Raw genomic sequence first — 23,554 nt, forward strand, 5'->3', positions numbered from 1 at the left:
ACTAACGGCGGCTACAGCCCTATCGTGTGTCACAGGTCAGGACCACCATCCTGATCAAGGGGTCCGTACGGCGGTGCAAGCGCCTGCGGACCCCGGTTTCCGATCGCGTCACCTCCGATTACAACAGCGAGTAATACTTTGATCACAGGTGTGATCGGGGGACACTAAGGGTGGTCAGAACGTCCCCCAGGTCTGACAGCGAGGTGCCCACGATGGTGGCTGAAGTTCCTGCATGGGCCGTACGGCTGCGCGCCGAGCGCCGCAATCGACTCTGGAGCCAGAAGGACATGGCCCGACGCCTGGTCGAGGCCGCCGACGACGACGTACGAGCCCGGCTCCCCGCTCGGGAGAGCATCGTCCGCCGGATCAAGGCGTACGAGGCCGGGCACAACCAGCCCGACGACCCCTATCGCCTCTTGTACGCCCGCGCCTTCGACCTCACCGAGATTGAACTGTTCGAGCACCGCCAGAGCATCCTCGGATGCGACGGTGACGACGAGTGGAACGCCCTGGAGTTGACTCGTCGGGCCGCCGCGACTGAGGTTGGGAAGGGCACCGTCGATCAACTGGAGGCGACGGTTGATGACCTCGCCGTCGCTTACCACGAAACGCCGCCCCATGAGCTGCTGGTCCGCGTTCGTCGGCACCTCGATCATGTTTCCCGCCTCCTCGACGCCAAGAAGACGCTCACTGAGCATCGGCGGCTTCTCGTGGCTGGCGGCTGGCTCTCACTCCTCGCTGGGACCTGCCTCATCGACCTGCGGCAGTTCCCGGCCGCATCGGCGCGGCTGCGCACAGCTGCCCACTTCGCCAAGGAGACAGAGCATCGCGAGATAGGGGCATGGTGCCTGGAAACGGAGGCATGGCAGGTCCTCATCAATGGCGACTACCGACGTGCCTTGACGCTCTCTCAGGCAGCTCAGCGGCTGGCGCCCAGGGGGAGTTCGGCGTACATTCAGGCGACAGCGCAGGAGGGCCGGGTCTGGGCGCGCCTTGGCGCTGCCCGGGAGACCCATGACGCACTGAACCGGGTAGCTCGGCTCGTCGCACCTCTACCGGACCCTGACCGGCCCGAGCACCACTACCGCTACGACCCCGCCAAGTCCGACGCCTACATCGCGACGACGTTGTCCTGGCTCGGCGATTCGGCGGCGGAACCGTACGCACGTGATGTGCTCCTCCGGCAGGAGTCGGACCGCCCGAGGCGGCCCCGCAGAATTCTTGCCGCGCGGCTCGACCTAGCGCTCGCACTCTTGACCGCCGACCATCCCGACGAGGCCGCGCACATCACGTTCACCGCCCTCACCGACCAGCATCTCGTGCCGTCGCATCATTGGCGCGTGGCCGAGGTGGTCAAAGCCGTGGAACCCTGCCGTGTCCCAGAGTCCGTGGAACTGAGCGAGGCATACCGCGAGCTATGCCGCCGCGTTCACCAGCCGCTCTGACGTCCCCGGCGGTGAGAGGTCGGCGAAGCTCGGAACCGGCTCGAGGCCGACTACCAGTCCACTCGGGTACGTCTTCGAATCGCCCCCCACGCGTGAGCCCGTTCTTGGAAGTCGATGCCGCCATGCACATTGACGCCGGCGCGCGGGCTGTGGGTTCCCTACGTCGCTGTAGACGACGGTTGAGACGTCTTTCATGAAGTCGTGCGGCGGCGGACTCAGGACGCGCTTAAGTCGGTCTGATCACTCATCCGCGGTGACTGCAATCTGTAGTGTCCTCGCTTCACGACAAGGCCCGGAAGGTGCGGCGGTAGGTCGAGGGGGCGACGCCTGTTTCTGCGGCCAGGTGGCGGCGTAGCGAGGTGGCGGTGGCGAAGCCGACCTCGTGGGCGACTCGTTCCACGGGCAGGTCGGTGGATTCCAGCAGGTGGCGGGCTCGTCTCAGGCGTTGCTTGGTGAGCCAGCGGCCGGGGCTCATGCCGGTCTCCTGCTGGAAGCGGCGGGCGAAGGTGCGGGGGCTCATGGCGGCGTGGGTGGCCAGCTCCTTCAAGGACAGGGGCAGGTTCAGGTGGTGCAGGGCCCAGTCGCGGGTCGGGCCTGTGCCGGTTTCACCCCCCGGTGGGAGCGGGCGCTCGATGTACTGGGCCTGGCCGCCGTCCCGGTACGGGGGTACGACGCAGCGGCGGGCGACCTGGTTGGCGACCTCGCTGCCATGGTCCTTGCGTACCAGATGGAGGCAGATGTCCACGCCGCTCGCCGCCCCCGCCGAGGTCAGGATGTCGCCGTGGTCGACGAAGAGCACGCCGGCGTCCAGCTCCACCCGAGGGAACAGTGCCTGGAAGATGTCGGTGAGCGCCCAGTGGGTCGTGGCGCGGCGTCCGTCCAGGAGGCCGGCGGCGGCCAGCAGGAAGGCGCCGGTGCAGATGGAGACCAGGCGGGTGCCGGGGCGGACGCGGGACAGGGCCCTCAGGGCCAGCGGGTCGGGGGTGGCGGCGGAGGACGGCGTGATGCCGTACGGAGGGATGATCACGGTGTCCGCCCCGGCCAGCACTTCGGGGCCGTGGCCGGGGGTGATGGTCAGGTCCGCGTCGGTACGTACGGGGCGTCCGTCCACGCTCGCCGACACCACCTCGTAGCGGCCGTCGGCGGAGCCCAGGACCCGGTGCGGGATGCCCAGTTCGAACGGGTAGACGCCGTCGAGGGCGAGGACGACGACTTTGTGCGCGCCGGGCCGTGGGGGCGGGTCGAGTTCGGCCGCGCGATCGGCAAGGCCCAGGGGAATGTGCTGGGCGGCAAGGTCGAGGGGCATGGCAGGAATGTATCGGAAGATGACGTTCTTGCCATCGCCCTGACAAAGACCATAGGGCCAGGATCGGGGCATGACTTTGACGGACGCCCCCACGATGCTCGCCCTGCACCAGACGACCCTCGGCGGCCCTGACGTGCTGCGATTGACCGAGCTGCCGCGCCCCGAGCCGGGCCTCGGGGAGATCCTCGTCGCCGTGCACGCGGCCGGGCTCAACCCCACCGACGTCAAGCACCGCGCTACGAGCATCTTCCTGCCGCCCCCGCCGCTGACCCTGGGTTGGGACGTCTCCGGCACCGTGGCGGGGACCGGCCCCGGCGTCACGCTCTTCCAGCCGGGTGACGAGGTGTTCGGCATGCTGCCCTACCCGTACGGGGCCGGCTCCCACGCCGAGTACGTGACCGGTCCCACCCGCGCCTTCGTCCCCAAGCCCGGCGGGATCGACCACGTCCAGGCGGCCGCTCTGCCGCTGGCCGCGCTCACCGCCTGGCAGGCCCTGGTCGAGACCGCGAAGCTGGAAAAGGGGCAGCGGGTGCTGATCCACGCCGCGGCCGGCGGTGTCGGTCATCTCGCCGTACAGATCGCCAAGGAACGCGGAGCCCACGTCACCGGTACGGCGAGCGCCCCCAAGCATGCCTTCCTGCGCGAGCTCGGCGCGGACGCCTGCATCGACCACCGCTCCGAGGACTTCACGAAAACCGGCGAGCGCTACGACGTCGTCCTCGACGCCCTCGGCGGGAAGAACGCCACCCGTTCCGTGGGCGTGCTCCGCCCCGGCGGCGTCCTCGTCTCCCTGGTGCCGGGCGCCGAGGACACCCAGGCGGCGGCCGAGAAGGCGCAGGTCCGCGCCGTCACGCTGATCGTCGAGCACGACCAGGCCGGGATGCGCGCCATCGCCGACCTGGTCGACCGGGGCAGGCTCCGCGCCCACATCTCTGCCACCTTCCCCCTCGCCGAGGGTGCGCGGGCCCACGCTCTGGGGGAGACCGGCCGCACCACGGGCAAGCTGGTGATCACCGTCAGTTCGTGAGTCTGCTCCGGACGGCGGCGCGGGTGCTGTCGGGGAGGCGGGAGAGCAGGTGGTCGCGGGTGGAGCGGGGGCAGTGCGCGAGGACGTCCGCGATGGTGGCGGGCAGGAGCCGGTTCAGGGCGCGTACGGCGGGATCCTCCGGCATGGCGGCGACCACGAGACCTGTCTGGCGGGGATCGGCGGCGGCCATCGCGCCGAGGGCGGCGGCGGAGTTCCTGTCGTGCATGCCGCCGAGCACGCGCCCGCGGTGGCGGGCGTCCATCGCCAGGACCACGCCCGCGACCAGGGCGGGGTCGCGTACCTGATCCAGCAGCCGGCACGCGCGGCGGGGGAGCAGCATCTGCAGGATCTTGGCGCCCTTGGCCGGCTGCCGGCACATCTCCTCCACGGCGTCGGCCGTGAGGTCCTGCCACCGTTCGCCGAGCATCGCCGCGGCCTCGGCGGCGGGGAGCGCGAGCAGCTGCTCCCCCTGGTGCGCCATCGGCGGCCGGGCCCTCCGCACGACGAGACCCTCGCGATCGCGCCCGATCGCTCCGCCTTCGGGCGGTTTCCGCGGGCGAGGGGGTTGCTGAGGGTGAGGCGGTTTCTGCAGACGGGACGGTTCCTGAGAGTGGGGCGGTTCCTGCAGACGGGACGGTTCCTGAGGGCGGGGCGGTTTCCGTGGGCGAGGTGGCTGGAGGAGGTGGTTGAGGTCGTGGGCCAGTTCGGCGGCCTTCATGCGGGTGCCCGGCTTCTTGTCCAGCAGGCGGCTGATCGTCGGGCCGAGCCTGCCGGGCTCGCGCATGGGATCGGGCTCGGCGGTGAGTATCGCGAACTTGACCGCCTCGGCGTTGCTCCTGCGGAACGGCGGCCGGCCCTGCAGCGCCGTGTAGAGCGTGGCGCCGAGCGACCACAGATCGGCCGCCTCTCCGGCCGGGTCGCCGTGGAGCCGCTCGGGCGCCATGAAGTCGAGCGTTCCGACGAGCTGCCCGAGCCTGGTGAGCGAGGAGCGGCCCTCGATGGCGGCGATCCCGAAGTCCACGAGCACCACCTCGCCGGAGGCGGTGATGAGGATGTTGTCCGGTTTCACGTCGCGGTGGTACACCCCGACCGCGTGCGCCGCCGTCAGCGCGTCGAGCACCCGGGCCCCGATCCTGGCCGTTTCCAGCTCCGGCAGCGGCGCCCGGTCGATCAGCGCGCCGAGTGTGTCGCCGCGTACGTGGTCCATCACGATCCACGGCCCGTCCTGGGCGTCCAGGATGTCGTGCACCCTGACGATGCCGGGATGGATGATCCTGGCCAGTGCCTGCGCCTCCCGCCTGGCGCGCGCCGCCAGTTCGGGCGCGGGCCCCAGGTCGGGGCGGATCTGTTTGAGCGCCACCGTACGGTCCAGCGCGCTGTCCCTGGCCCGCCAGACCCGTCCCATGCCGCCCCTGCCCAGGGGCGCCTCGATGACGAACCGGCCGGCGACACGGTCACCAATCATCGTTCAGCCGCCCGGCGTGCTCGTAGCGCCCGCCGCCGGATCGGGTGTCGCGCAGGCCGCGCAGCGCGTCGTCCTCGAAGCTGCGTGTCCCGTGGCTCTCCGTGGGGTACGAGCCGGAGTCGTCGCGTTCGGGCGGCTCGTAGGAGGAGGTGGAGGAGGTGGAGGAGTAACGCCGTGTCTCGGCGGGCTCGTCGCGGATGTCGTCCAGCGCGTCGCGCAGCCGCTTCGCGTCCAGCCTCTCTTCGATCTTGTCGTATGACCCGGGCCGCTGCATCAGCTTGACCAGCACCGGCAGGCACTCGATGACCAGGATGAACAGGAAGAGCAGCAGGCGCGCCATGGTGAGCGAGGCGTTGTCCTGGGAGACCCGGCCGAGCGCCTCCAGCCGGAGCAGCAGGCCGTCGGAGTCGAGGTTCTCCACGACGAACTTGCCGCGGAGCTCGGCCTGCTGGGCGTTCAGGCGCTCCAGCTCGGCTCGCACCTTCGGCAGCTCCTCCTCCGCCGCCTCCAGCCGCCTGGCCCGCCCGGTGGCCTGGGTGTTGCCGAGCTGCTCGCGGCGCTGCTCGATCTGCCGCTCGACGTCGTCGACCCGGGTGGCGGCGCGACGGTAGGCCCGTTCGGCCGCCCGCGCCAGCGGTCCCGCGCCCTTCTTCGCGCATTTCGGCGGCCCCACGTAAAGCTGGCACTGCCATTCGTCGTAGAAGGTGTCCCGCTGTTTCACGGCCTCTTTGCGGGATTTCTCCAGCTCCTGGATCCGCTGGTCGGAGGCGGGGTCGAGGGCCGTCTCCCCTCGGGAGGCGATGACGGCTTCGAGCTCCGTCACCGTCGTCTCCAGGGTGGCGACGCGCCTGCCCGTCTCGCCGGTCTGCTGGGCGCGGGTGAAGGCGTCGAGGCGCTCCTGCTTGATGTCGAGGATGGTGGCGTCGATCTCCGGCTTGAAGATCTGCAGCACGAGCGGCGTGGAGATGACCGCGCCGAGGAGGAGCGCCAGGAGGACGCGGGGCAGCGCGAGCCAGAACCGCCGCCGGCCCCTGACCGGCAGTGAGGTGGCGAGCCAGCGGTCCAGGCCCAGGATGATCACGCCCCAGGCCAGGCCGATGGCGATGGCGAGCGGCAGGAAGACCTTGAGCGCCGAGGAGAGCGCGAACGTCATGGCCAGCGCGGCTAAGCAGGCAGTGGTGAGGATGGCCCCGCCGAGGCCGATGAACCTGGCGCGTTCGCCGTCGTATCTCTCCAGCACGTCCAGGCGGGCGCCGGACAGATTGATCAACCATCTACCGATCACACGCCGCTCCCTCGCGTCCCGCCGCTACCCTCTCGGCAGAGTACTTATTAGCATCAACAATCGGCAACGACGAGGTAACCAACCGCGTCTGACACTTTGACCGGCCACCGCCACACTCGAATAACCAGGAACGGGCGCAATATTGACAAATCTCCTCAAACTTCACATTTCCGCACTATGAGCGCGTCCATTCACGACCTCATCGCGTCGTTCGCGGAGCAGCTCACCGTCGTGGAGATCGACCTCGCCGGCATCAGGTTCTTCGAGGTCCGCGCGGACGAGATCGGCACCCCGTACGTCATCCGCAGGGCCGCCGCCAAGTGGTCCACCCTCACCGCCACCGGGGACGAGGTGGCGGACGCGGTGGGCGAGGTCGCCCGCGAGCTGATCTCCCCGGACGGCAGGGACGCGGTCGTCGTGCTGCCCGCAGCCGACGGCCCCGAGCAGGAGGCGAGCCTGAGGGCGATCACCGCGTGGTGCCCCGCCGCCCACGTCATGCGGCCGCCCGGGGTCAAGGCGGCCGACCTGCTGCGCGACCTGGTCGCCCGGGTTCCGCTGCGGCAGTCGTACGACCTGGTCGTGGCCAGGGAACGAGCCGTGGACGGGCGGCTGGAGCTGGCCGGGCAGCCGCTCTTCGCCGCGGGCACGCTGCCGGGGCAGGACGTCCACGTCGCCGTGACCTGCACCGACCCCGGCGGCATGCTCCTGGCGGTCTCGGCATGGGCGGGCCCGCTCGACCCCTCGGGCCTGGTCTCGGTCGACCACGCGCCGCTGCCCCCTGGCCGGCACACCCTCAGGGCGGTGCTGGAGGCACCCGGCCGGGTCGGTTTCCCCGGCGTCGCGGACCTGCGCCCGTACACCGGCTCCTGGGCGGAGGTGGTCGCCGGCCTGCCCGCGCGGCTGCGTCCCCCTTCCTCCCGCCCCGCCCACCTGATCTGCGCGATCGAGACCACCGGCGCCCAGGACGAGCTGGAGGCCCGCTGCCACTGGCCCGCGTACCTCATCGATCTGCTGGCCGACAGCCCCGCCCAGTTCTCGGTCATCAGCTACGGCACCCACGTCTTCGGCGAGCGCCACCCCACCCACGTCCCGCCTCGCGTGGCCCTCTGGGCCGGCACGGCGGCCCAGGCCAGGCTGGCGCTCGACTCGCTGCGTCCCACTCCGCCGACGTACCCGAACGCCGCCCAGGTGGAGGACGTCCTGGCCGAGCTGCGCGGCCTGCTGCCGCAGGACCGCGCCCGTACCGCGCTGCTCACGATCGGCGCGCGCCCGCCGCACCCCCGCAGGGTCGGCAGGGACCGCGTGCCGCCCTGCCCGCACCGGCACGACTGGCAGGCGCTGCTGCAGGAGCTGGAGCGGCGTCACGGCACCAGGTTCGCGGCGATCTGCGACGCCGCCTCGCCGGCCTGGGAGCGGCTCGGCTCGGCGGCGCTGTACCAGGTGGACGCGGTGGACGTCGAGGAGCTCGCCGCCCGCCTCGACCTGACGTCCGCCGGGGGCTCGCTCACCCTTCCCTTCGTCAGCTGAAATGAGGACCCCGCGTGACCGAGTCAGAACCGGCGCCCGACATCGCGATGTGGGGCGCCTCGGGTAGCGGCAAGACCGCCTTCCTCGCGGCGCTGAGCATCGCGCTGAACAGGGCAGGGACGAGCTGGAGGCTGGTCGGCGAGAACCAGGCGTCCGGCGCCGAGCTGATCAAACTCCGCAACAGGCTGCTGGACGATCGCATGTTCCCCGACTCGACCGAGTCCCTGACGTACTACAACTGGCTGCTGATCGGCCAGGCCGAGAGCCGGCGGCAGTGGTGGCGGCCGTGGCGGACCCTGCCGGGCCGGGCACCGCGGATCAGGCTCGACTTCCTGGATCCGCGCGGCGGCCTGTACGCCGAAGAGCAGGCGAGCGTCGACAAGGAGGCCCTGGTGGCCAGCCTGGTCAGGAGCCGCGGGCTGATCTACATGTTCGACCCCGACAGGGAGAGCCGGGTCGGCGACGCCTTCAAACACCTCGACCAGGCCCTGAACGAGGTCGCCGGGCAGATGCTGGTGGGCGACGAGTTCGCCGACGGCAAGCTGCCCCACTACATAGCCGTCTGCATCACGAAATATGACGACCCGCGGGTGCTGATGCTGGCCGACCGGTGGAAGCTCGCCGAGCCCGACGTCAACGACGAGCTGCGCATCCCGCGCGTGGACGAGGACCGGGCCAGGGAGTTCTTCCACCGGCTCTGCCGGCACGGACGCAGCCACAACGCGGAGATGATCGTCGATCTGATCGAGACCTACTTCCACAAGGACCGCGTGCGGTTCTTCGTGACCTCGTCGGTGGGGATGTACATCGACGAGCGCCGCCGCCGGTTCGACCCGGACGACTTCCTCAACGTCATCGACGATCCGCACAAGGGCCTCATGATCCGCGGCGCCGTCCGTCCCATCAACGTCATGGAGCCGGTGATCTGGCTCGGCGACATGCTGAGCTCGCGCTCGATGAGGAGCGGGTGATGGCGGTACGGCCGACCGCTCACTGGGCGGTCCTCGGCAAGACGCCGCAGAGCCTGGACGACTACGACGTGATCGGCTCCAGTACGGGAGCGCTGAGCAGGGCCGAGTTCTCCGACTGGCTCAAGTCGTTCGCCTCGGGCACCGTGGAGCCCAAGGCGCTGCCGCGGGTGGCGGCCAGCCCCTTCGACCGGGGCGGCGAGTCCTGGCTCGGCCTGTCGCTGCAGACGAAGCCGGAGTCCCAGGACGGCTTCCACCGGCCGTACACGATGACCTGGCACATCTGCCTGCGCTGGGAACAGGTCGCGAAGATCCCGCTCTCCTACCGCGCGCTGTACGAGGCGCTGCAGCGCAAGGACTTCTCCGGCGAGAGCCCGTTCCGGCTCAGCCTGCACGACTACGACCCGCCCAGGCTGGCCGCCGCGGCCAACGCCACCGCGCGCCGGGCGGCGGCGCTCCTGCTCACCGGCCGGCCCGTCTGCGTGGTCCGTGCCGAGCTCCCGCTGGAGCAGCGGCTCGACTTCCTCGACTGCGTCGCGGCGCTCCTCCCGTACGGCATGCGCAGCCGGCTCGCCGTCTCCACCTGGACCAACAGCGCCTCCAGGCATCGCATCCGGCTCTCCTTCGCCGAGGTCGCGCCCGCCCACGGCACCTGGGAGCTGCCGTGGGAGCGGGACGTCCCGCACGATCTCCCGGCCGAGGCCCGCCACTACGAGCAGGAGCTCGCGCAGTACGACGCCGACGGTCTCACCGGTCTGATCAGCCGCATGGCCGGCCTCGATCGCCCGCTCGACCTCGACAGCGCGGCCGACCGCGCCGAGGCCCTCATGCGCGTACGCGAGCACGCCGCGATCAGGCTGGCCTCCTCCGTGCGGCAGCTGCTCCCCGAGTCGCTGGCCGGCCTCGCCCGCGCCGACGAGGCGCGGCTGCACGAGCTCAACGGCCGGCTGTCGCAGGCTCTCGACCGCGTCACCGACGCCGACCGCCGGGCCTATCGCGTCATCGTCCAGCGGAACCTGACCCCGCTGCCCGACCGGCTGGCCGGCTCTCCCACCGCGGAGACCTTCTTCCGCATCCTCCTGAGCCTCCTGTACGGCCCCGTCCTCCGCCCTCAGGACATCGACGACCTCCGCGGCGACTTCAGCCCGCTCGGAGCCCTTCCCGGCCCGCTCGCCAAGGCGCTCAAGGCGGTGTCCGCCCGCTGCGAGCCCCTGGTCAAACTGCGGATCGCCTTCCTCACAGGCGACGGCGGGATGGTTCGGCGGGTCCTGTCGGGCCTGCCCGTCGAGGAGCTGCTGAACCTGATCGAGCGCTCCCACGAGCGCCACGTGCTGGACGGCGTCCTGCGCGAGCTGGACGGCCGCGGCGGCGGGAAGGACGTCGCCGAGCAGCTCCACCGCCACCGCTACCTGGTCAGGCCGATCTCCGCCTGCCTCGACGACGCGGGCCTGGAGCATCACCGCCGCATCCTGCGGCTCAGCCGGGGCCGCCTGCTCCTGCCCGGGGACGTCAAGGAGATCCTCGAGGCCCTGGACGAGCCGCCTCCCCAGACGTTCCTGCTCGCGATCATGGCGGAGAGCGGCCGGGGGACGGGCGCGGCGCTGCTGTCCGGGCTGGCCGCGCACGCCATGAGACAGCTGCGGCTGGACGGCCCGGTCAGGCGGGAGATCGAGGACGGACTCACCAGGATGACCGCCCCCGCGCTCACCCGCGCGCTGCGCGGCCCGCGCAGGCTCTTCGCCGGCCGGCCACTGGAGACGATGTCCTCCAGCACCGGCAAGATCCGCACATTCCAGGAGGCGATCCGCCGGCGCTTTCCCACCCCGCTCAGCGAGCACGACCTCGAAACGGTGCTCGACGGCCTCGGCCGCCCCATCCCCTTGGAGAAACTCCTCGCGATCATGACGCAGAGCGGCCCTGGAACGGCTCCCGCGCTGATCTACTGGCTCGCCAACCGCGCGCTCGACCAGCTGGGCCCACGCGTCGATCCGTCGCTCACCGACATCGCCCAGGGCCTGGAACGCATGACCGGCCCCCGGCACACCCTGCCCTTCATCCGGCGCTCCCCCAGAGGCCAGGCTTAAGAACCTCCGGCCGTCCTGTCCGTCCTGTCCCTCCTGCTCATGCGGTGCATGCGGTCAGGCCGCGGCAAGCCGCTCGCAATGCTGTCCACGAAAAATGCTGATAAGAGGGGCTATCGGCTTGAATTCAGCGGGCAGCAAGGCGCTCGCACCACAGTTCTCTCGTCAACCCCATGGGGCTCAAGAGTCCGACCGCGAGAGGACTTGATATGACCAACCACAACTCGGCGCGGGTCCCCACCCGCAGCCCCCGCACGCGGGTGGGCTGAGATGACCCTGTTCCATGTCGTACTGGCGATCGTTCTCATGCTGGTCAGCGCCACGATCACCTATCTGATCGCCCGTAGCCGCGTGGCGGACGAGCGCGTCGCGTTGAGGCTCGCCGAGGAGCAGCGAACCCAGGCGGCCGAGCAGTCGGCCGCGCTGCGCGCCGAACGGGACAAGCTCCAGAGACAGCTGGCCGACGTCAACCAGGCGTACACCACCGCGCTGACCGAGCGCAGGACGCTGGACGAGCGACTCGGCCGGCTCACCGCCGAGCTGGACGCGACTCGGATCAGCCTTCAGCGCAAGGCGGCCGATGCGGAGCGTCTGCGAGCGGAACTCCAGGCGGAGCAGGCGCGAGGAGCGGAAGCGGGCACCCGTCTCCGCGGCGGCGAACTCGCGATCACCGAGCTGCGGGCGAAGGAGTCGGTTCTGCGCTCGGAGATCCACGACCTGAAGACGCAGCTCGCCGAGTTGGCCATGCAGAAGCAGGCGCTGCTGGAGCAGGCCGCGACGGTGCAGGCGGTCCGCGCGGAGCTCGACCAGACCCGCCTGGACAACAACCGGCTCCTGGAGGAGACGCTGCGCGCGGCGACCAAGGAGATGTTGAAGCAGTCTCAGGCCGAGCTGGTCACCAAGGCCGAGGCGACCCTCAGCGCGGCCAGCAGGCCGGTCCATGAACAGCTGGCCGAGATGGACCGGCAACTCAAGGAGTTCTCCACGAGCCGGGTCGCCGCCGAAGCCTCGCTCAACCGGCAACTGCTCACCCTGACCGAGGAAGGACAGCGGACCAGGAAGGAAACCCGGGCGCTCGTCGAGGCGCTCAAGAAGCCGCAGGTGCGCGGGTCCTGGGGCGAGATGCATCTCAAGAGGGCCGTGGAACAGGCGGGCCTGGTCGAGCGGTGCGACTTCGACACCCAGGTCCACTTCGCCGACAGCGAGGGCGCACTCCGCCCTGACATGCTGATCCATCTGTCAGGGGGCAAGCACGTCGTCGTGGACTCGAAGGTGCCGATGGCCGCGTTCATGTCGGCGATCGAGGCCGTGGACGACACCGAGGCCGACAAGCACTGGGCCGATCATGCCCGGCAGTTGCGTCAGCACGTGGATGCGCTCGGGGGCAAGGAGTATTTCCGGAAGGTCCTTTCGCCGGAGTTCGTCGTGCTGTTCGTGCCCAGTGACGCCTTTCTCCAGCCGGCGCTGGAGAAGGAGCCGACGCTGCTCGAGTACGCGAGCGCCAAGAACGTCCTGATCGCGACGCCGACCTCGCTCATCGCCCTGCTCCGCACCGTGGCGTTCGCATGGACGCAGGCGGCGCTCCAGGACAATCTCAAGCAGGTCTACGAGCTCGGCCGCGAACTGTATGAGCGGCTCTCAACCATGGGTGATCATCTCAATGGCTTGGGCAAATCCCTCGACCGCTCGGTCAAGGCGTACAACGACACGGTCGGATCCATGGAAAGGCGGGTCATGGTGACCGCGCGGAAATTCCACACGCTCAAGGTCGTGGAAGGCCGGCTGGTCGAGCTCAAGGCGGTCGAGCAGAGTACGCGTCCGCTCGGCACCCCCGAACTCGGGGAATCGGCCAGTGCGGTGGCGGGTGTCCGGGCCATCCCGCCGGCGCCGGGCGCGGAGGACGGGCTCGCAGGTTGAGCGTCCCGTCATGCACGTCCCCGAGGCCGGCTTCCGTGAGCCGGCGTCGGGGTCTGCGGGTTTCTTATATGCACATTGACAATGCACGACAAATGCGTCGGTTCGCCCTGTAAGGTTCGCGTGGATCGGTACCAACCGGCGAGCGGACCACGCGGAGGCTCAGGGCATGGCGAAGTGCAACGGTTGTGGTCGTGACGTGTCGGAGGGCAGTCTCTGCGCCTTGTGCGCCGCGAAGATGGTCGCCTATCACGACGGAGATTACGACGACGAAAACGATCCCGCGGTAAAGCTCTACCGCGAAACGGCTGCCAAAATGAACGCGAAATCATCCTCCAACGGGTGCGCCCTCGTCGTGCTCGCCCTCACCTCCGCCTCCGCCGCCCTCGCGGCCGCGGGGATCGGCATCGAGCACTTCATCGGCTGATCAGCCAGGATCCCCAGGCGTTTCGGCGCAATTCGAGCAAGGCGCCGAGGTGGGATGGGCGTATGGTGACCAAGAGTGGATGATGCGTTACTCTCTGGCATGTGACCCCCGTACAAGCCACGACCTACACTCGCGACATGAGCGATGACGCGTTCGAGGTGCCGCTGGACGAGGCCGATGGCCATCTACCCGACGTCATCACCGCTGCGGCACAGCGACACACCATCGCGTACCTGACCGATCAAGGTCGCCGTGTCGCCGCCATCGTCCCTGCGGACGAGGCTTGGTACTGGACTCCCGGATGGCAGGCGGCTGAGGCTGAGGCCGATGCGGACATCCGGGAGGGCCGCACTCGTTCCTTCGACACCATGGACGATCTCTTCGCCGAGATAGACGCGGTCCGCGGAGAAGACGTCCCGTGAGATTCGATCGTACGGCCGCCTTTCTACGAGACGCGGCTCGGCTTCCTCCTGAGCACTACAGGATGTTCAGGGAGGCCGTCCACAAGCACTTCCTGCCGGCGATCGAGCAGGGGGCGCACACAGGCCGTGGCCCCTGGCCTGCACGCTTGCGCATTCATAAGCTCACTGACACCCACGTCTACTCCTTGACGTGGAACTTCGCTTCGCCGGACGGCAGAGCGACCTTCGAGTTCGGGACCACTGACGACGGGGAAACGTTCGTCCTCTGGCGCCGGATCGGCGATCACTCCATCTATGACCGGCCCTGAAGCGCGTTCATCTTCGGTCAGGAGGCGGTGAAGCCGGTTCTTGCGGTGTGGCAGAAGTCGCGGAAGCGCCTCAGCCAGTCGGTCGAGGCGGAGTAGTTCAGGCTGAGGTCGTCGCGGTGGAACTCGTTCGTGTCGGGTTCTGTGGTGGTGGAGCCGTCCAGCATGACCCGGGCTTCGTCGGGGAGGCTCGCCAGGTACGTGTCCAGGAATGTGGCGATCCGGTGGGCCTGGTCGGCCGTCAGGTCCACGGCGATGTTGTAGCCCAACAGGTCGGCCGTCTCCTCGTCGAGTACGCCGGAGTTCTCCAGCAGTTCCAGGGTCGGGCGCCAGTTCCACGCGTTGACCTGAAGCGAGGTGCCGTCCGGGGTTTCGAGGGTCCAGGACACCGGCTCAGCCTACGGAAAACCTGGCGACGTGTCGTCGATCTCGTGGGGAGAATGGCCCGCGTGGACGGGATCGAGGTCGTCGTCGCTCATCGGGAGCGGGCGACCTTGCGTGTCGGGGACGTGTTCCTGAAGGTCGATGCCGATCAGGAGCGGGCCGATGTCGAGGTCGAGGCGATGGCCTGGGCGCCCGTTCCCACTCCGGAGATTCTGTGGCGGCGGCCGCCGGTGCTCGCGCTCGCCGCGCTGCCCGGGAGAGCGCTTGGCCGGCTCAGTGAGCCGTCGGAGGCGTCGTCGATGGCTTGGGTCGCGGCGGGGGCCGCCGTACGGAAGGTGCATGAGGCGCCGCTGCCGTCGTGGGGTGGGCGGAGTCTCGACGACGTCGTGCGGGAGCTCGACGCCGAGTGCGAGTGGCTGGTCGCGAACGGGGTGGTCGGTGCCGACGTGGTCGCGCGCAACCGCCGCGTCGCCGAGGCCGCGTTGCGGCCGTCGGCGCCGGTGTTCGTCCACGGTGATCTGCAGATCTCCCACGTGTTCGTCGAGGACGACGAGGTCACGGGCGTGATCGACTGGTCGGAGGCGGGTTCGGGTGACGCGATGTTCGACCTCGCCGTCTTGACGCTCAACCACGAGGACCGGCTCGCCGACGTCATCGCGGGTTACGGCGCAGACGTCGATGTCGACGCGATCCGCGGGTGGTGGTCGGTGCGCAGCCTGCGGGCGGTGCACTGGTTGATCGAGCACGGCTTCGACCCTGCCCCAGAGCTCGCGGTGCTGCATTCCCGCGAATGAGGGCAAACCCATGCCTCTGCGGTGAGCACACTCCCGCAGGTGAGGGCAGGCCCGTGCCTCTGTGGCGGGCACAGTCCCGCAGGTGAGCCCTCAGGCGGGGCGGTAGGCGCGCAGGAAGGTGCGGACGCCTTCCTCGATCAGGGGGCGGACGCGGGTGTCCTCCGCCGCGTTCGCCGAGCCCAGCCGGCTCAGCGCGACCCCGAACGTCAGCGCGATGAAGTGGTCGGCGGCGAGCCGGGCGTCGGGGACGGACAGGAGGCCGGCGCGGCCCAGAGCCGCGAGGCGTTCGCCCAGCGCGTCGTCGGGGGCGTAGGAGATGGGCTGGTCGGCGCGGTCGGGCAGGTGGCCGGACTCGGTCACGACGAGGCGTTGCAGGGTGGTGTACTCGGCGGAGTCGAGCATGTCGGTCGCTATCCGCATCGCGAACGCCACCAATGCGTCCTCCAGCTCGTCCGGCCGGGCGAGGCCGGTGAGGGTGGCGTCGAGGGTGTGCTGGACGGCGGTCACGAGTGACTGGCCGATGGCCTCGACGACGGCCCGCAGCAGGGTCTGCTTGTCGCCGAAGTAGTCGTAGACCGTGCGCGTGGACACGCCGGCCTTGGCGGCGATGGCCCCGATGCTGGAACGGTCGAAGCCGTCGGTGAGGAACAGCTCCCTGGCCGCCGCGAGGATGGCGGCCCGCTTGTGCGGGGAGCCCTCACGCAGGGTCTTCGTGGTCTGCATGGTGCCGATCGTAGCCGAACTACACTGGTCGTTGTAGCATCGTCTACACTGCACGTTGTAGTGTAGCGAGCATCATCCACGGGGGAAGGACGTTCATGACGCAGACCTTGGCACCGCCGAACCGCATCGGCAGACCCGCCGTCGCCGCGCTCGGCACGCTGGCCGTCGCGACCAGCGTGCTGGAGTCGGTGATGGCGCCGGCACTCCCGCTCCTCCAGCGCGAGCTGGACGTCAGCCCCGCCGTCGCGGCCCTGCTGCCCATCACCACGCTGATCGCCGGCGCGCTCATCACCCCCGTCGCCGGCAAGCTGGGCGACCGTTACGGCGCGAAGCTGGTGCTGATGCGGCTGATGGCGGTGGTCGCCGCGGGCGGGCTGGTCTCCGCGCTGGCGCCGAACCTGCCGGTGTTGCTGGTGGGGCAGGTGCTACAGGGCGCGATGATGGGCATGCTGCCGCTGTCGTTCATCCTGGTCCGCAAATACCTGCCGCCGGGGGACGCGCAGGTGGCGATCGGGCTGGTCACGGGGCTGTTCATCGGCGGTGGCATGGTCGGGACGCTCATCGCCGGGCCGCTGGCGGAGGGGTTGTCCCGGCATGCGATGTTCGGGCTGCCGACGCTGGTGATCATCGCGGCCACGGTGGCCGTGGCCAGGATGATGCCGCGCGACCCGGCGGGACGGCCCGGCGCGGGCGTCGACTGGCCCGGCCTCGCCCTGCTGAGCGGCACGATGCTCTCCTTGATGGCCGGCCTGGCGATCCTGCCCAAGATCGGCGCGCGGCCGGTCGTCGTCGTCGCGGTGGTCATGGTCACGATCGCGTTCGGGACGGCGTTCGTGCTGGTCGAGCGCAGGGCGGCGGCGCCGATGGTGGACCTCGCGATGCTGACCGCGCCCGGCATGTGGACGTCCTGCGTGACGACGCTGGTCGTGTGCGTGGGATCGGCGTCCGCGACGTACCTGGTGCCGCAGCTCTTCGGGGTGTCGGGCGACGGTTACGGCTTCGGCGTGAGCGCCACCGCGACCGGCCTGCTCCTGCTGCCCAGCCTCATCACCTCGGCCGCGAGCGGCCCGATCGCCGGGTTCGCGGTGCGGCGGTACGGCTCGCGTCCCGTGGCGGTGGCCGGGATCGCCGTCACGGCGGCCACGCTGCTCCTCCTCGCCGCCGCGCACGCCGAGCTCTGGCAGCTCGTCGTCGGCAAGGCGGTGATCGCCCTGGCCGCGGGCGTCTGCGTCACGGCCCTGCTCACCGGTACGACCGGCGCCGTCGCCCAGGCGGACACCGGGATCGCCACCGGCCTCGTCCTGGTGGCCAGGGTCGTCGGGGCGGCGGTCGGCATCCAGGCGAGTGCCGGGCTGCTCACCGCCGGCACCGACCCGGTGTCCGGCGTGCCGGGGGAGTCGGGCTTCGTGCTCGGGTTCGTCCTCGCGGGCGTCGTGACCGCCACGTCCCTCCTTGTCCACACGTTCAAGCGAAAGGAAGTCCAGGCATGACATCGAAGCGTGAGGTACTGATCTCCGGCGGCGGCATCGCGGGCCCGGCGCTCGCGTACTGGCTCGGCCGCTACGGCTTCGCCGTCACCCTCGTCGAGAAGGCCGCCGGGCTGCGCGGCGGCGGTTACCCGATCGACGTGCGCGGCACCGCCCTTGAGGTGGTGCGCCGCATGGGGATCCTGCCGCGGCTGCGCGCGGCGCACGTGGACATGCACAAGTTCACGTTCCTCGACGCCGCGGGCGACGAGGTGGCGGTGATCGATCCGCGGCTCATCGACGGCAGCGTGGCGGGCCAGGACCTGGAGGTACGCCGCGGCGACCTCGCCGAGGCACTCCACGCGGCCGTCGGCGACGACGTGGAGTTCGTGTTCGGCGACTCCATCGCGACCATGACCGAGACCGGGCAGGGCGTGGACGTCACGTTCGCGAGCGGCAGGCGGCGGACGTACGAGGTGGTGATCGGCGCGGACGGGCTGCACTCGCGCACCAGGGAGTCCGTGTTCGGCCCCGAGGATCGCTTCCACCGCTACCTCGGCCACTGCTTCGCCGGGTTCACCATGCCGAACATCCTCGGGCTCGCTCACGAGGGGGTGCTGTGGAGCACGCCGGGCCGGGCCGCCGTCCTCTACGCGGCGGACGACGGCGACGAGGTGCACGGGTTCCTGACCTTCGCGCGTACGGACCCGCCGTCCGGCGCCTTCCGCGACCCCGCCGCGCAGCGTGACCTGGTGGCCGCGACCTTCGCGGACGCCGGCTGGCGGGTGCCCGACCTGGTGGCGGCCATGCGGGAGGCGGACGACCTGTTCTTCGACGCGGTCAGCCAGATCCGCATGCCGGCCTGGTCGGTCGGGCGGGTGGCGCTGGTGGGCGACGCGGCGTACGCGCCGTCGTTCCTGACCGGGCAGGGCACCAGCCTCGCGCTGGTCGGAGCGTACATGCTGGCCCGTTCGCTGGCCGTGCACCCGGGGCACGAGGAGGCGTTCGCCGCCTACGAGCGGGACACCCGCGCGTTCGTCACCCTCAACCAGGCGCACGTGGACGGCGGCGGCAGCGTGATGTTCCCCGCGACGCAGGAGGCGATGGACCGGCGCGACGCGATGCTGCGCGACCTCACCGCCGACCCCGTCCCGATGGAGCGACCGGCCCACTCGGCGCTCACCCTGCCCGACGTCGCGGGGGAACCGGCGGACGGCGGCGGCCGTTGGTCCTTCCATACGGTGCCCGCAGGCGAAAGGTCATGAGGACGTGCGCAGTTCGGTGTTCGGCAATCTCGGCTCCCAGCAGCTGCCTCCGGGGTTCGCCCTGGAGAACGGCAAGATGCTGCGCGTCCAGCTCCCCGACGACGTGCTGGCCAAGCAGGGGTCGATGGTCGCCTTCCAGGGGGAGATGGACTTCGACTACGAGGGCGGCGGGCTCGGGAAGCTGTTCAAGAAGGCCGTCACGGGCGAGGGCGCCGCGCTGATGCGCGTGCGCGGCCAGGGCCTGCTCTACCTGGCCGACAACGCCGACGACATCCACCTGTTCTACCTGGAGAACGAGGGCATCACGGTCAACGGCCGCAACCTGCTGGCCTTCCAGCCGCAGCTGTCCTGGGACATCAAGCGGGTCCAGGGCGCGGGCATGGCGGCCGGCGGGCTGTTCAACACGACGATCACCGGCACGGGGTGGGTGGCGGTGACCACCCACGGCACGCCGGTGCTGCTCGACGCGGCGCGCATGCCGACGTTCGCGGACGGGCAGTCGGCCGTGTGCTGGAGCACCTCCCTGCAGGTCGGGGTCAACCGGACGATGAAGGTGGGCGCGCTGATCGGCCGGGGGAGCGGTGAGGCGATGCAGCTCGCGTTCAGGGGTCAGGGGTTCGTGCTGGTGCAGGCCAGCGAGGGGGCCCCGGTGATCAAGGCCCAGTCCTAGATCGTGCAGGTGGGCGTCGGGGCGGTGCCGGCCCCGGTGGACGAGCCGAGGAAGCCGAACGTGGTAGACGCACCCGGCGCCAGCGAGCCGTTCCATGCCGCGTTCCGCACGGTCACCGACGAGCCGTTCGCGCTCAGCGTGCCGCCCCAGAGCTGGGTGACGCGCTGACCGTCGGCGTACGTCCAGCTCACCGTCCAGCCGCTCATCGGCGCGGTGCCGGTGTTGGTGACGGTCACCTCGCCCTGGAAGCCGCCCTGCCACTGCCCCGTCGTCTTGTACGCGGCCGCGCAGTCACCGGCCGGTACGGTGGGCGTGACGGTGGGGGTCGGGGTGCCCGCGAGTGCCTCGACCAGGGCCGGGTACCACGTGTCGGACATCTTCTGGTCACCGGCGGCGTTCGGGTGCACCCCGTCGTAGGTGTCGGTGGCGGTGCTGAAGCCCGTCCACTGGTCGACCACGGTGATCGGCGACTGGTCGGTGGAGGTCGCGGCGGCCCAGGCGGGGATGGCGTTGTTGAGGGCCACGGTGCGCCGGCCGCAGTCGGGGCAGGGGGCCGGGTTCATCGGGATGATCTCAGCGACCAGGATCCGCATGTTCGGGTTGCTCGCCCGCATCTGGTTCACCAGCGTGGTGAACGCGCCGAGGATCGTCGCAGGCGCGATGTTGCTCCACACGTCGTTGGTGCCCAGATGCATGAGCACGACGTCGGGCCGGGTGGCCGAGAGCCAGCCGGGCAGCATGTTCTGGTTCGCGATGTTGGTGGCGAGATAGCCGCCGTGGCCCTCGTTGTCGCCGTCGTGCGCCACCCCGCAGCCCTGCGGCGGCAGCGTGCCGACGAAGTCGATGTTCGTGTGGCCGGTGCTCTGCAGCCGGTTCCACAACAGGGCCCGCCAGCAGCCGGGGGAGCCGGTGATCGAGTCGCCGAGCGGCATGATGCGTACGGCCGCGGCCTCGGCCGGCGTCGTCGCGAACAGCACGGCCGCGATCACGGTCACCATTCCCGCCAGCACGGCGCCGATTGCGCGCATCGTCCGATCTCCCGTCGTCAGTCTGCGCAGATCGTAAGGAGCGGCAAGCGGAACGGGGAAGCTGAAGATCAGGCCCGCGGGCGTGACCTGCGGGGACGCATGTAACTTTCAGGCGGCGGCGCGCACCACCGCCAGCGGGCAGGGCGCGTGGTGCAGCATGGCGTGGCTGATGGATCCGATGAGCATGCCGGCGAGCTGCCCGTGCCCGCGCGAGCCCACCACCAGCAGCTCGGCCCCTGCCGCCGCCTCCTTCAGTACGTCCACGGGATGCCCGTGCACGATCTCGGCGACCGCCTCGACGCGGGGATGCCGGGCGCGGTACGGCGACAGCGCCTCGTGCAGCGCCCGCAGGTGGCCCTGCTCGCCCGCGGGGTCGGCCGGGCCGAAGCCGCCCGGCTGGGGCCAGGCCCACGCCTGGACCACCCGCAGCCGCGCCCCGCGCAGCTCGGCCTCGGCGAAGGCGAACTCCAGGGCCCGCTCGGCGCACGCGGACAGGTCGGTGCCCGCCACCACCTCGCCGGGCGTGGCGGGGCGGTCGCGGACGAGGACGACGTTCGTCTCGGCGTGCGCGACGACCCCGTACGCGACCGAGCCGACCAGCAGCCCGCGCACGCCGCCGATGCCGCTGCTGCCGACGACCAGCAGCTCGGCTGCGGCGGCGGCCTTGACCAGGGCCGCGCGGGGATCGCCGGGGAGCAGGACGGTCTCCATGCGCACCTGGGGCCGCTCGCGCAGCGCACGGTCCTTGGCGGAGGTGAGCACGGTCCGCGCACCCTCACGCATCCACCGCGCCACCTCGGCGTAATGGACGGGCTGGTCCTCCTCGCACACCCACCTGGGCACGACGTGCGCGACGGTCAGCGGCACCTGGCGCAGCACGGCCTCGGTGGCGGCCCAGCCGGCCGCCTCCAGGCCGGCACGGGAGCCGTCCACACCTACAATGATCAACTCGGCTCCTCAGGACGCGGTGTAGCACTCCACCTCGGCGCGGCGGAACGACAGTCCCTTGGCCTCGGAGTCGCGGACGCACGCGCGCTCCGCCTTGCTGAGCTTGAGCGTGCCGCAGACGGTCACGCCGGAGTAGGTACGGCAGTCGAGCGACGGATCGGTACGGCCGACGCGATAGAGCTCTCTGACGTTCGCGCGGCACTTGGCCTTACCGGTATCGGAGTAGCGGCACTGGGCCAGCAGGGTGTCGAACTGCTCCTGGCTGACCTCGTGCTGTTGCATGCCGTCCCCGGCGGCGGCGGTGGCGCCGGATGCGGCCATCACGACGAGTAGTCCTGCGACAGCGGCGATTCTCATCATGTTTCCCCTGATGGGGTCCGTACCGCTGAGAAGACCGGCCAAACCTCTTCGCCCTGGTTTGGGAGCGCGCCCCGCGTGGGTACGATCACCGCCGTCCAACGCGGGAGCCCGGTGGAGACCGGGCTGAGAGGACGGCTGCCAGCCGCCGACCGCCAGAACCTGCTCCGGGTAATGCCGGCGAAGGGAGTTTGCGCGATGACCGACGCGCGCTTTTCCAAGATCTACAGCGGCGAGCTGCGGGTGCCGATGCGGCGGGTGAACCTGTCGAACGGCACGGCGGTGACGCTGTACGACACCTCGGGCCCGTACACCGACCCCTCCTACGAGCCCGACCTGCGGCGGGGCCTGCCGCGCCGCCGGGCCGAGTGGATCGAGGAGCGGCGGGCCGCCGGGCGCCCGGTCACCCAGGTCGGCTGCGCGCGGCGCGGGCTGGTGACCAAGGAGATGGAGTTCATCGCGGTCCGCGAGGGCGTCACGCCGGAGTTCGTACGGGACGAGGTCGCGGCCGGCCGGGCCATCATCCCCGCGAACGTCAACCACCCCGAGACCGAGCCCATGATCATCGGCCGCAACTTCCTCGTGAAGATCAACGCCAACATCGGCAACTCCGCGGTCACCTCCTCCATCGAGGAGGAGGTGGAGAAGATGACCTGGGCCACCCGCTGGGGCGCCGACACGATCATGGACCTGTCCACCGGCGACGACATCCACGAGACCCGCGAGTGGATCCTGCGCAACTCCCCGGTCCCGGTCGGCACCGTGCCGATCTACCAGGCGCTGGAGAAGGTCAAGGGCCGGCCGGAGGAGCTGTCGTGGGAGGTCTTCCGCGACACCCTGATCGAGCAGTGCGAGCAGGGCGTGGACTACGTGACCGTGCACGCGGGCGTGCGGCTCGCGCACGTGCCGCTCACCGTCCGCCGCAAGACCGGCATCGTCTCGCGCGGCGGCTCGATCATGGCCGCCTGGTGCCTGGCGCACCACCGCGAGAGCTTCCTGTACGAGAACTTCGCCGAGATGTGCGAGATCCTGGCCCGCTACGACGTGTCGTTCTCGCTCGGCGACGGCCTGCGGCCCGGCTCGATCGCCGACGCCAACGACGAGGCCCAGTTCGCCGAGCTGCGCACGCTGGGCGAGCTGACCGTGATCGCGCGCGAGCACGACGTGCAGGTCATGATCGAGGGTCCTGGCCACGTGCCCATGCACAAGATCAAGGAGAACGTCGACCTGCAGCGCGAGCTGTGCGACGACGCTCCCTTCTACACTCTCGGCCCGCTCGTCACCGACGTCGCGCCCGGCTACGACCACATCACCTCGGGCATCGGGGCCGCCATGATCGGCTGGTTCGGCACCGCCATGCTCTGCTACGTCACCCCCAAGGAGCACCTCGGCCTGCCGGACAAGGACGACGTGAAGACCGGCGTGATCACGTACAAGATCGCCGCGCACGCCGCCGACCTGGCCAAGGGGCACCCGAAGGCGCAGGAGTGGGACGACGCGCTGTCCGACGCGCGCTTCGAGTTCCGCTGGGAGGACCAGTTCGACCTCTCGCTCGACCCCGACACGGCCCGCGCCTTCCACGACGAGACACTGCCCGCCGCGCCCGCCAAGACCGCGCACTTCTGCTCGATGTGCGGCCCCAAGTTCTGCTCGATGCGGATCAGCCACGACATCAGGCAGGCCGGTTTCGAGGAGAAGTCCGCCGAGTTCCGGCGCCTCGGCGGCACGATCTACGTGGAGTGACGGG

21 protein-coding genes and 1 riboswitch are annotated in these 23,554 nt (G+C 70.4%); of the genes, 13 read left to right on the forward strand and 8 right to left on the reverse strand.

What is annotated here, in order from left to right; translation table 11 throughout:
• The first annotated feature begins 212 nt into the window (after positions 1 to 212).
• Positions 213 to 1,445: a hypothetical protein gene (locus ABZW11_RS02250; protein WP_355411692.1), complete on the forward strand. Its 1,233-nt coding sequence runs from the start codon at positions 213 to 215 to the stop codon at positions 1,443 to 1,445.
• Between the two features lie 280 nt (positions 1,446 to 1,725).
• On the opposite strand, the gene ABZW11_RS02255 is transcribed toward ABZW11_RS02250, so the two are convergent.
• Entirely contained in the window at positions 1,726 to 2,751 is a 1,026-nt protein-coding gene (locus tag ABZW11_RS02255; RefSeq protein WP_355411694.1) for a helix-turn-helix domain-containing protein, read from the reverse strand.
• Between the two features lie 70 nt (positions 2,752 to 2,821).
• On the opposite strand from ABZW11_RS02255, the gene ABZW11_RS02260 reads away from it, so the two are divergent.
• On the forward strand, positions 2,822 to 3,778 hold the full coding sequence (locus ABZW11_RS02260; protein WP_355411696.1) for an NADP-dependent oxidoreductase: 957 nt from the start codon (positions 2,822 to 2,824) through the stop codon (positions 3,776 to 3,778).
• On the opposite strand, the gene ABZW11_RS02265 is transcribed toward ABZW11_RS02260, so the two are convergent.
• Positions 3,768 to 5,243, reverse strand: coding sequence for a serine/threonine-protein kinase (locus tag ABZW11_RS02265; RefSeq protein WP_355411698.1), 1,476 nt, complete (start codon positions 5,241 to 5,243; stop codon positions 3,768 to 3,770). The genes ABZW11_RS02260 and ABZW11_RS02265 overlap by 11 nt on opposite strands.
• Entirely contained in the window at positions 5,233 to 6,528 is a 1,296-nt protein-coding gene (locus ABZW11_RS02270) for a DUF4407 domain-containing protein (protein WP_355411700.1), read from the reverse strand. Before ABZW11_RS02270 ends, ABZW11_RS02265 begins: the two co-directional genes overlap by 11 nt.
• Positions 6,529 to 6,705: 177 nt before the next feature.
• Here ABZW11_RS02270 and ABZW11_RS02275 point away from each other — a divergent pair, with 177 nt between their 5' ends.
• The 6 genes from ABZW11_RS02275 (at position 6,706) to ABZW11_RS02300 (ending at position 13,867) form a co-directional block, all read left to right on the forward strand.
• Positions 6,706 to 8,055 (forward strand): hypothetical protein, encoded by a 1,350-nt coding sequence (locus ABZW11_RS02275; RefSeq protein WP_355411702.1) that lies wholly within the window; start codon positions 6,706 to 6,708, stop codon positions 8,053 to 8,055.
• Between the two features lie 14 nt (positions 8,056 to 8,069).
• Positions 8,070 to 9,026 (forward strand): hypothetical protein, encoded by a 957-nt coding sequence (locus ABZW11_RS02280; protein WP_355411704.1) that lies wholly within the window; start codon positions 8,070 to 8,072, stop codon positions 9,024 to 9,026.
• Positions 9,026 to 11,107: a hypothetical protein gene (locus ABZW11_RS02285; protein ID WP_355411706.1), complete on the forward strand. Its 2,082-nt coding sequence runs from the start codon at positions 9,026 to 9,028 to the stop codon at positions 11,105 to 11,107. Before ABZW11_RS02280 ends, ABZW11_RS02285 begins: the two co-directional genes overlap by 1 nt.
• Before the next feature lie 303 nt (positions 11,108 to 11,410).
• Positions 11,411 to 13,021: a DNA recombination protein RmuC gene (gene rmuC / locus ABZW11_RS02290; protein ID WP_355411707.1), complete on the forward strand. Its 1,611-nt coding sequence runs from the start codon at positions 11,411 to 11,413 to the stop codon at positions 13,019 to 13,021.
• A gap of 166 nt (positions 13,022 to 13,187) precedes the next feature.
• Positions 13,188 to 13,445, forward strand: a complete 258-nt coding sequence (locus ABZW11_RS02295; protein ID WP_355411709.1) for a hypothetical protein — start codon at positions 13,188 to 13,190, stop codon at positions 13,443 to 13,445.
• 137 nt (positions 13,446 to 13,582) lie between these two features.
• The gene (locus tag ABZW11_RS02300; protein WP_355411711.1) at positions 13,583 to 13,867 is read left to right on the forward strand and encodes a hypothetical protein; all 285 of its coding nucleotides are present in this window, start codon (positions 13,583 to 13,585) and stop codon (positions 13,865 to 13,867) included.
• A 325-nt stretch (positions 13,868 to 14,192) separates the two neighbouring features.
• On the opposite strand, the gene ABZW11_RS02305 is transcribed toward ABZW11_RS02300, so the two are convergent.
• Positions 14,193 to 14,561, reverse strand: a complete 369-nt coding sequence (locus ABZW11_RS02305; protein ID WP_355411713.1) for a hypothetical protein — start codon at positions 14,559 to 14,561, stop codon at positions 14,193 to 14,195.
• 60 nt (positions 14,562 to 14,621) lie between these two features.
• On the opposite strand from ABZW11_RS02305, the gene ABZW11_RS02310 reads away from it, so the two are divergent.
• Positions 14,622 to 15,350: an aminoglycoside phosphotransferase family protein gene (locus ABZW11_RS02310; RefSeq protein ID WP_355411715.1), complete on the forward strand. Its 729-nt coding sequence runs from the start codon at positions 14,622 to 14,624 to the stop codon at positions 15,348 to 15,350.
• 90 nt (positions 15,351 to 15,440) lie between these two features.
• On the opposite strand, the gene ABZW11_RS02315 is transcribed toward ABZW11_RS02310, so the two are convergent.
• Complete coding sequence (locus ABZW11_RS02315; RefSeq protein ID WP_355411717.1) at positions 15,441 to 16,073, reverse strand: TetR/AcrR family transcriptional regulator; 633 nt, start codon at positions 16,071 to 16,073, stop codon at positions 15,441 to 15,443.
• Positions 16,074 to 16,168: 95 nt separating this feature from the next.
• On the opposite strand from ABZW11_RS02315, the gene ABZW11_RS02320 reads away from it, so the two are divergent.
• The 3 genes from ABZW11_RS02320 to ABZW11_RS02330 are packed head-to-tail and all read left to right on the forward strand — an operon-like array spanning position 16,169 to position 19,474.
• Positions 16,169 to 17,563 (forward strand): MFS transporter, encoded by a 1,395-nt coding sequence (locus ABZW11_RS02320; RefSeq protein WP_355411719.1) that lies wholly within the window; start codon positions 16,169 to 16,171, stop codon positions 17,561 to 17,563.
• Positions 17,560 to 18,804, forward strand: coding sequence for an FAD-dependent monooxygenase (locus tag ABZW11_RS02325; protein WP_355411721.1), 1,245 nt, complete (start codon positions 17,560 to 17,562; stop codon positions 18,802 to 18,804). Before ABZW11_RS02320 ends, ABZW11_RS02325 begins: the two co-directional genes overlap by 4 nt.
• Positions 18,805 to 18,808: 4 nt before the next feature.
• The gene (locus ABZW11_RS02330) at positions 18,809 to 19,474 is read left to right on the forward strand and encodes an AIM24 family protein (protein ID WP_345409575.1); all 666 of its coding nucleotides are present in this window, start codon (positions 18,809 to 18,811) and stop codon (positions 19,472 to 19,474) included.
• On the opposite strand, the gene ABZW11_RS02335 is transcribed toward ABZW11_RS02330, so the two are convergent.
• The 3 genes from ABZW11_RS02335 to ABZW11_RS02345 all read right to left on the reverse strand — a co-directional run bounded on the left by ABZW11_RS02335 (position 19,471) and on the right by ABZW11_RS02345 (position 21,810).
• A complete protein-coding gene (locus ABZW11_RS02335; protein WP_355411723.1) occupies positions 19,471 to 20,502 on the reverse strand; it encodes a cellulose binding domain-containing protein in 1,032 nt (343 codons plus the stop codon). The two genes, ABZW11_RS02330 and ABZW11_RS02335, sit on opposite strands and share 4 nt — an antisense overlap.
• A 108-nt stretch (positions 20,503 to 20,610) precedes the next feature.
• Complete coding sequence (locus tag ABZW11_RS02340; RefSeq protein WP_355411725.1) at positions 20,611 to 21,450, reverse strand: universal stress protein; 840 nt, start codon at positions 21,448 to 21,450, stop codon at positions 20,611 to 20,613.
• Between the two features lie 9 nt (positions 21,451 to 21,459).
• Positions 21,460 to 21,810, reverse strand: coding sequence for a hypothetical protein (locus ABZW11_RS02345; RefSeq protein ID WP_355411727.1), 351 nt, complete (start codon positions 21,808 to 21,810; stop codon positions 21,460 to 21,462).
• Between the two features lie 90 nt (positions 21,811 to 21,900).
• A riboswitch (TPP riboswitch) is annotated at positions 21,901 to 22,013 on the forward strand.
• On the opposite strand from ABZW11_RS02345, the gene thiC reads away from it, so the two are divergent.
• A complete protein-coding gene (gene thiC, locus ABZW11_RS02350) occupies positions 22,006 to 23,550 on the forward strand; it encodes a phosphomethylpyrimidine synthase ThiC (RefSeq protein ID WP_355411729.1) in 1,545 nt (514 codons plus the stop codon). (Overlaps the previous riboswitch by 8 nt.)
• The last annotated feature ends 4 nt before the right edge of the window (positions 23,551 to 23,554 follow it).

Source organism: Nonomuraea sp. NPDC004580, from assembly GCF_040609855.1.
Classification (GTDB): Bacteria; Actinomycetota; Actinomycetes; order Streptosporangiales; family Streptosporangiaceae; genus Nonomuraea; species Nonomuraea salmonea.

Coding starts and splice junctions, on each gene's coding strand:
- ABZW11_RS02250 (WP_355411692.1), top strand. CDS start 213: ATGGTGGCTGAAGTTCCTGCATGGGCCGTACGGCTGCGCGCCGAGCGC.
- ABZW11_RS02255 (WP_355411694.1), bottom strand. CDS start 2,751: ATGCCCCTCGACCTTGCCGCCCAGCACATTCCCCTGGGCCTTGCCGAT.
- ABZW11_RS02260 (WP_355411696.1), top strand. CDS start 2,822: ATGACTTTGACGGACGCCCCCACGATGCTCGCCCTGCACCAGACGACC.
- ABZW11_RS02265 (WP_355411698.1), bottom strand. CDS start 5,243: ATGATTGGTGACCGTGTCGCCGGCCGGTTCGTCATCGAGGCGCCCCTG.
- ABZW11_RS02275 (WP_355411702.1), top strand. CDS start 6,706: ATGAGCGCGTCCATTCACGACCTCATCGCGTCGTTCGCGGAGCAGCTC.
- ABZW11_RS02285 (WP_355411706.1), top strand. CDS start 9,026: ATGGCGGTACGGCCGACCGCTCACTGGGCGGTCCTCGGCAAGACGCCG.
- rmuC (WP_355411707.1), top strand. CDS start 11,411: ATGCTGGTCAGCGCCACGATCACCTATCTGATCGCCCGTAGCCGCGTG.
- ABZW11_RS02295 (WP_355411709.1), top strand. CDS start 13,188: ATGGCGAAGTGCAACGGTTGTGGTCGTGACGTGTCGGAGGGCAGTCTC.
- ABZW11_RS02300 (WP_355411711.1), top strand. CDS start 13,583: ATGAGCGATGACGCGTTCGAGGTGCCGCTGGACGAGGCCGATGGCCAT.
- ABZW11_RS02315 (WP_355411717.1), bottom strand. CDS start 16,073: ATGCAGACCACGAAGACCCTGCGTGAGGGCTCCCCGCACAAGCGGGCC.
- ABZW11_RS02320 (WP_355411719.1), top strand. CDS start 16,169: ATGACGCAGACCTTGGCACCGCCGAACCGCATCGGCAGACCCGCCGTC.
- ABZW11_RS02325 (WP_355411721.1), top strand. CDS start 17,560: ATGACATCGAAGCGTGAGGTACTGATCTCCGGCGGCGGCATCGCGGGC.
- ABZW11_RS02335 (WP_355411723.1), bottom strand. CDS start 20,502: ATGCGCGCAATCGGCGCCGTGCTGGCGGGAATGGTGACCGTGATCGCG.
- ABZW11_RS02345 (WP_355411727.1), bottom strand. CDS start 21,810: ATGATGAGAATCGCCGCTGTCGCAGGACTACTCGTCGTGATGGCCGCA.
- thiC (WP_355411729.1), top strand. CDS start 22,006: ATGACCGACGCGCGCTTTTCCAAGATCTACAGCGGCGAGCTGCGGGTG.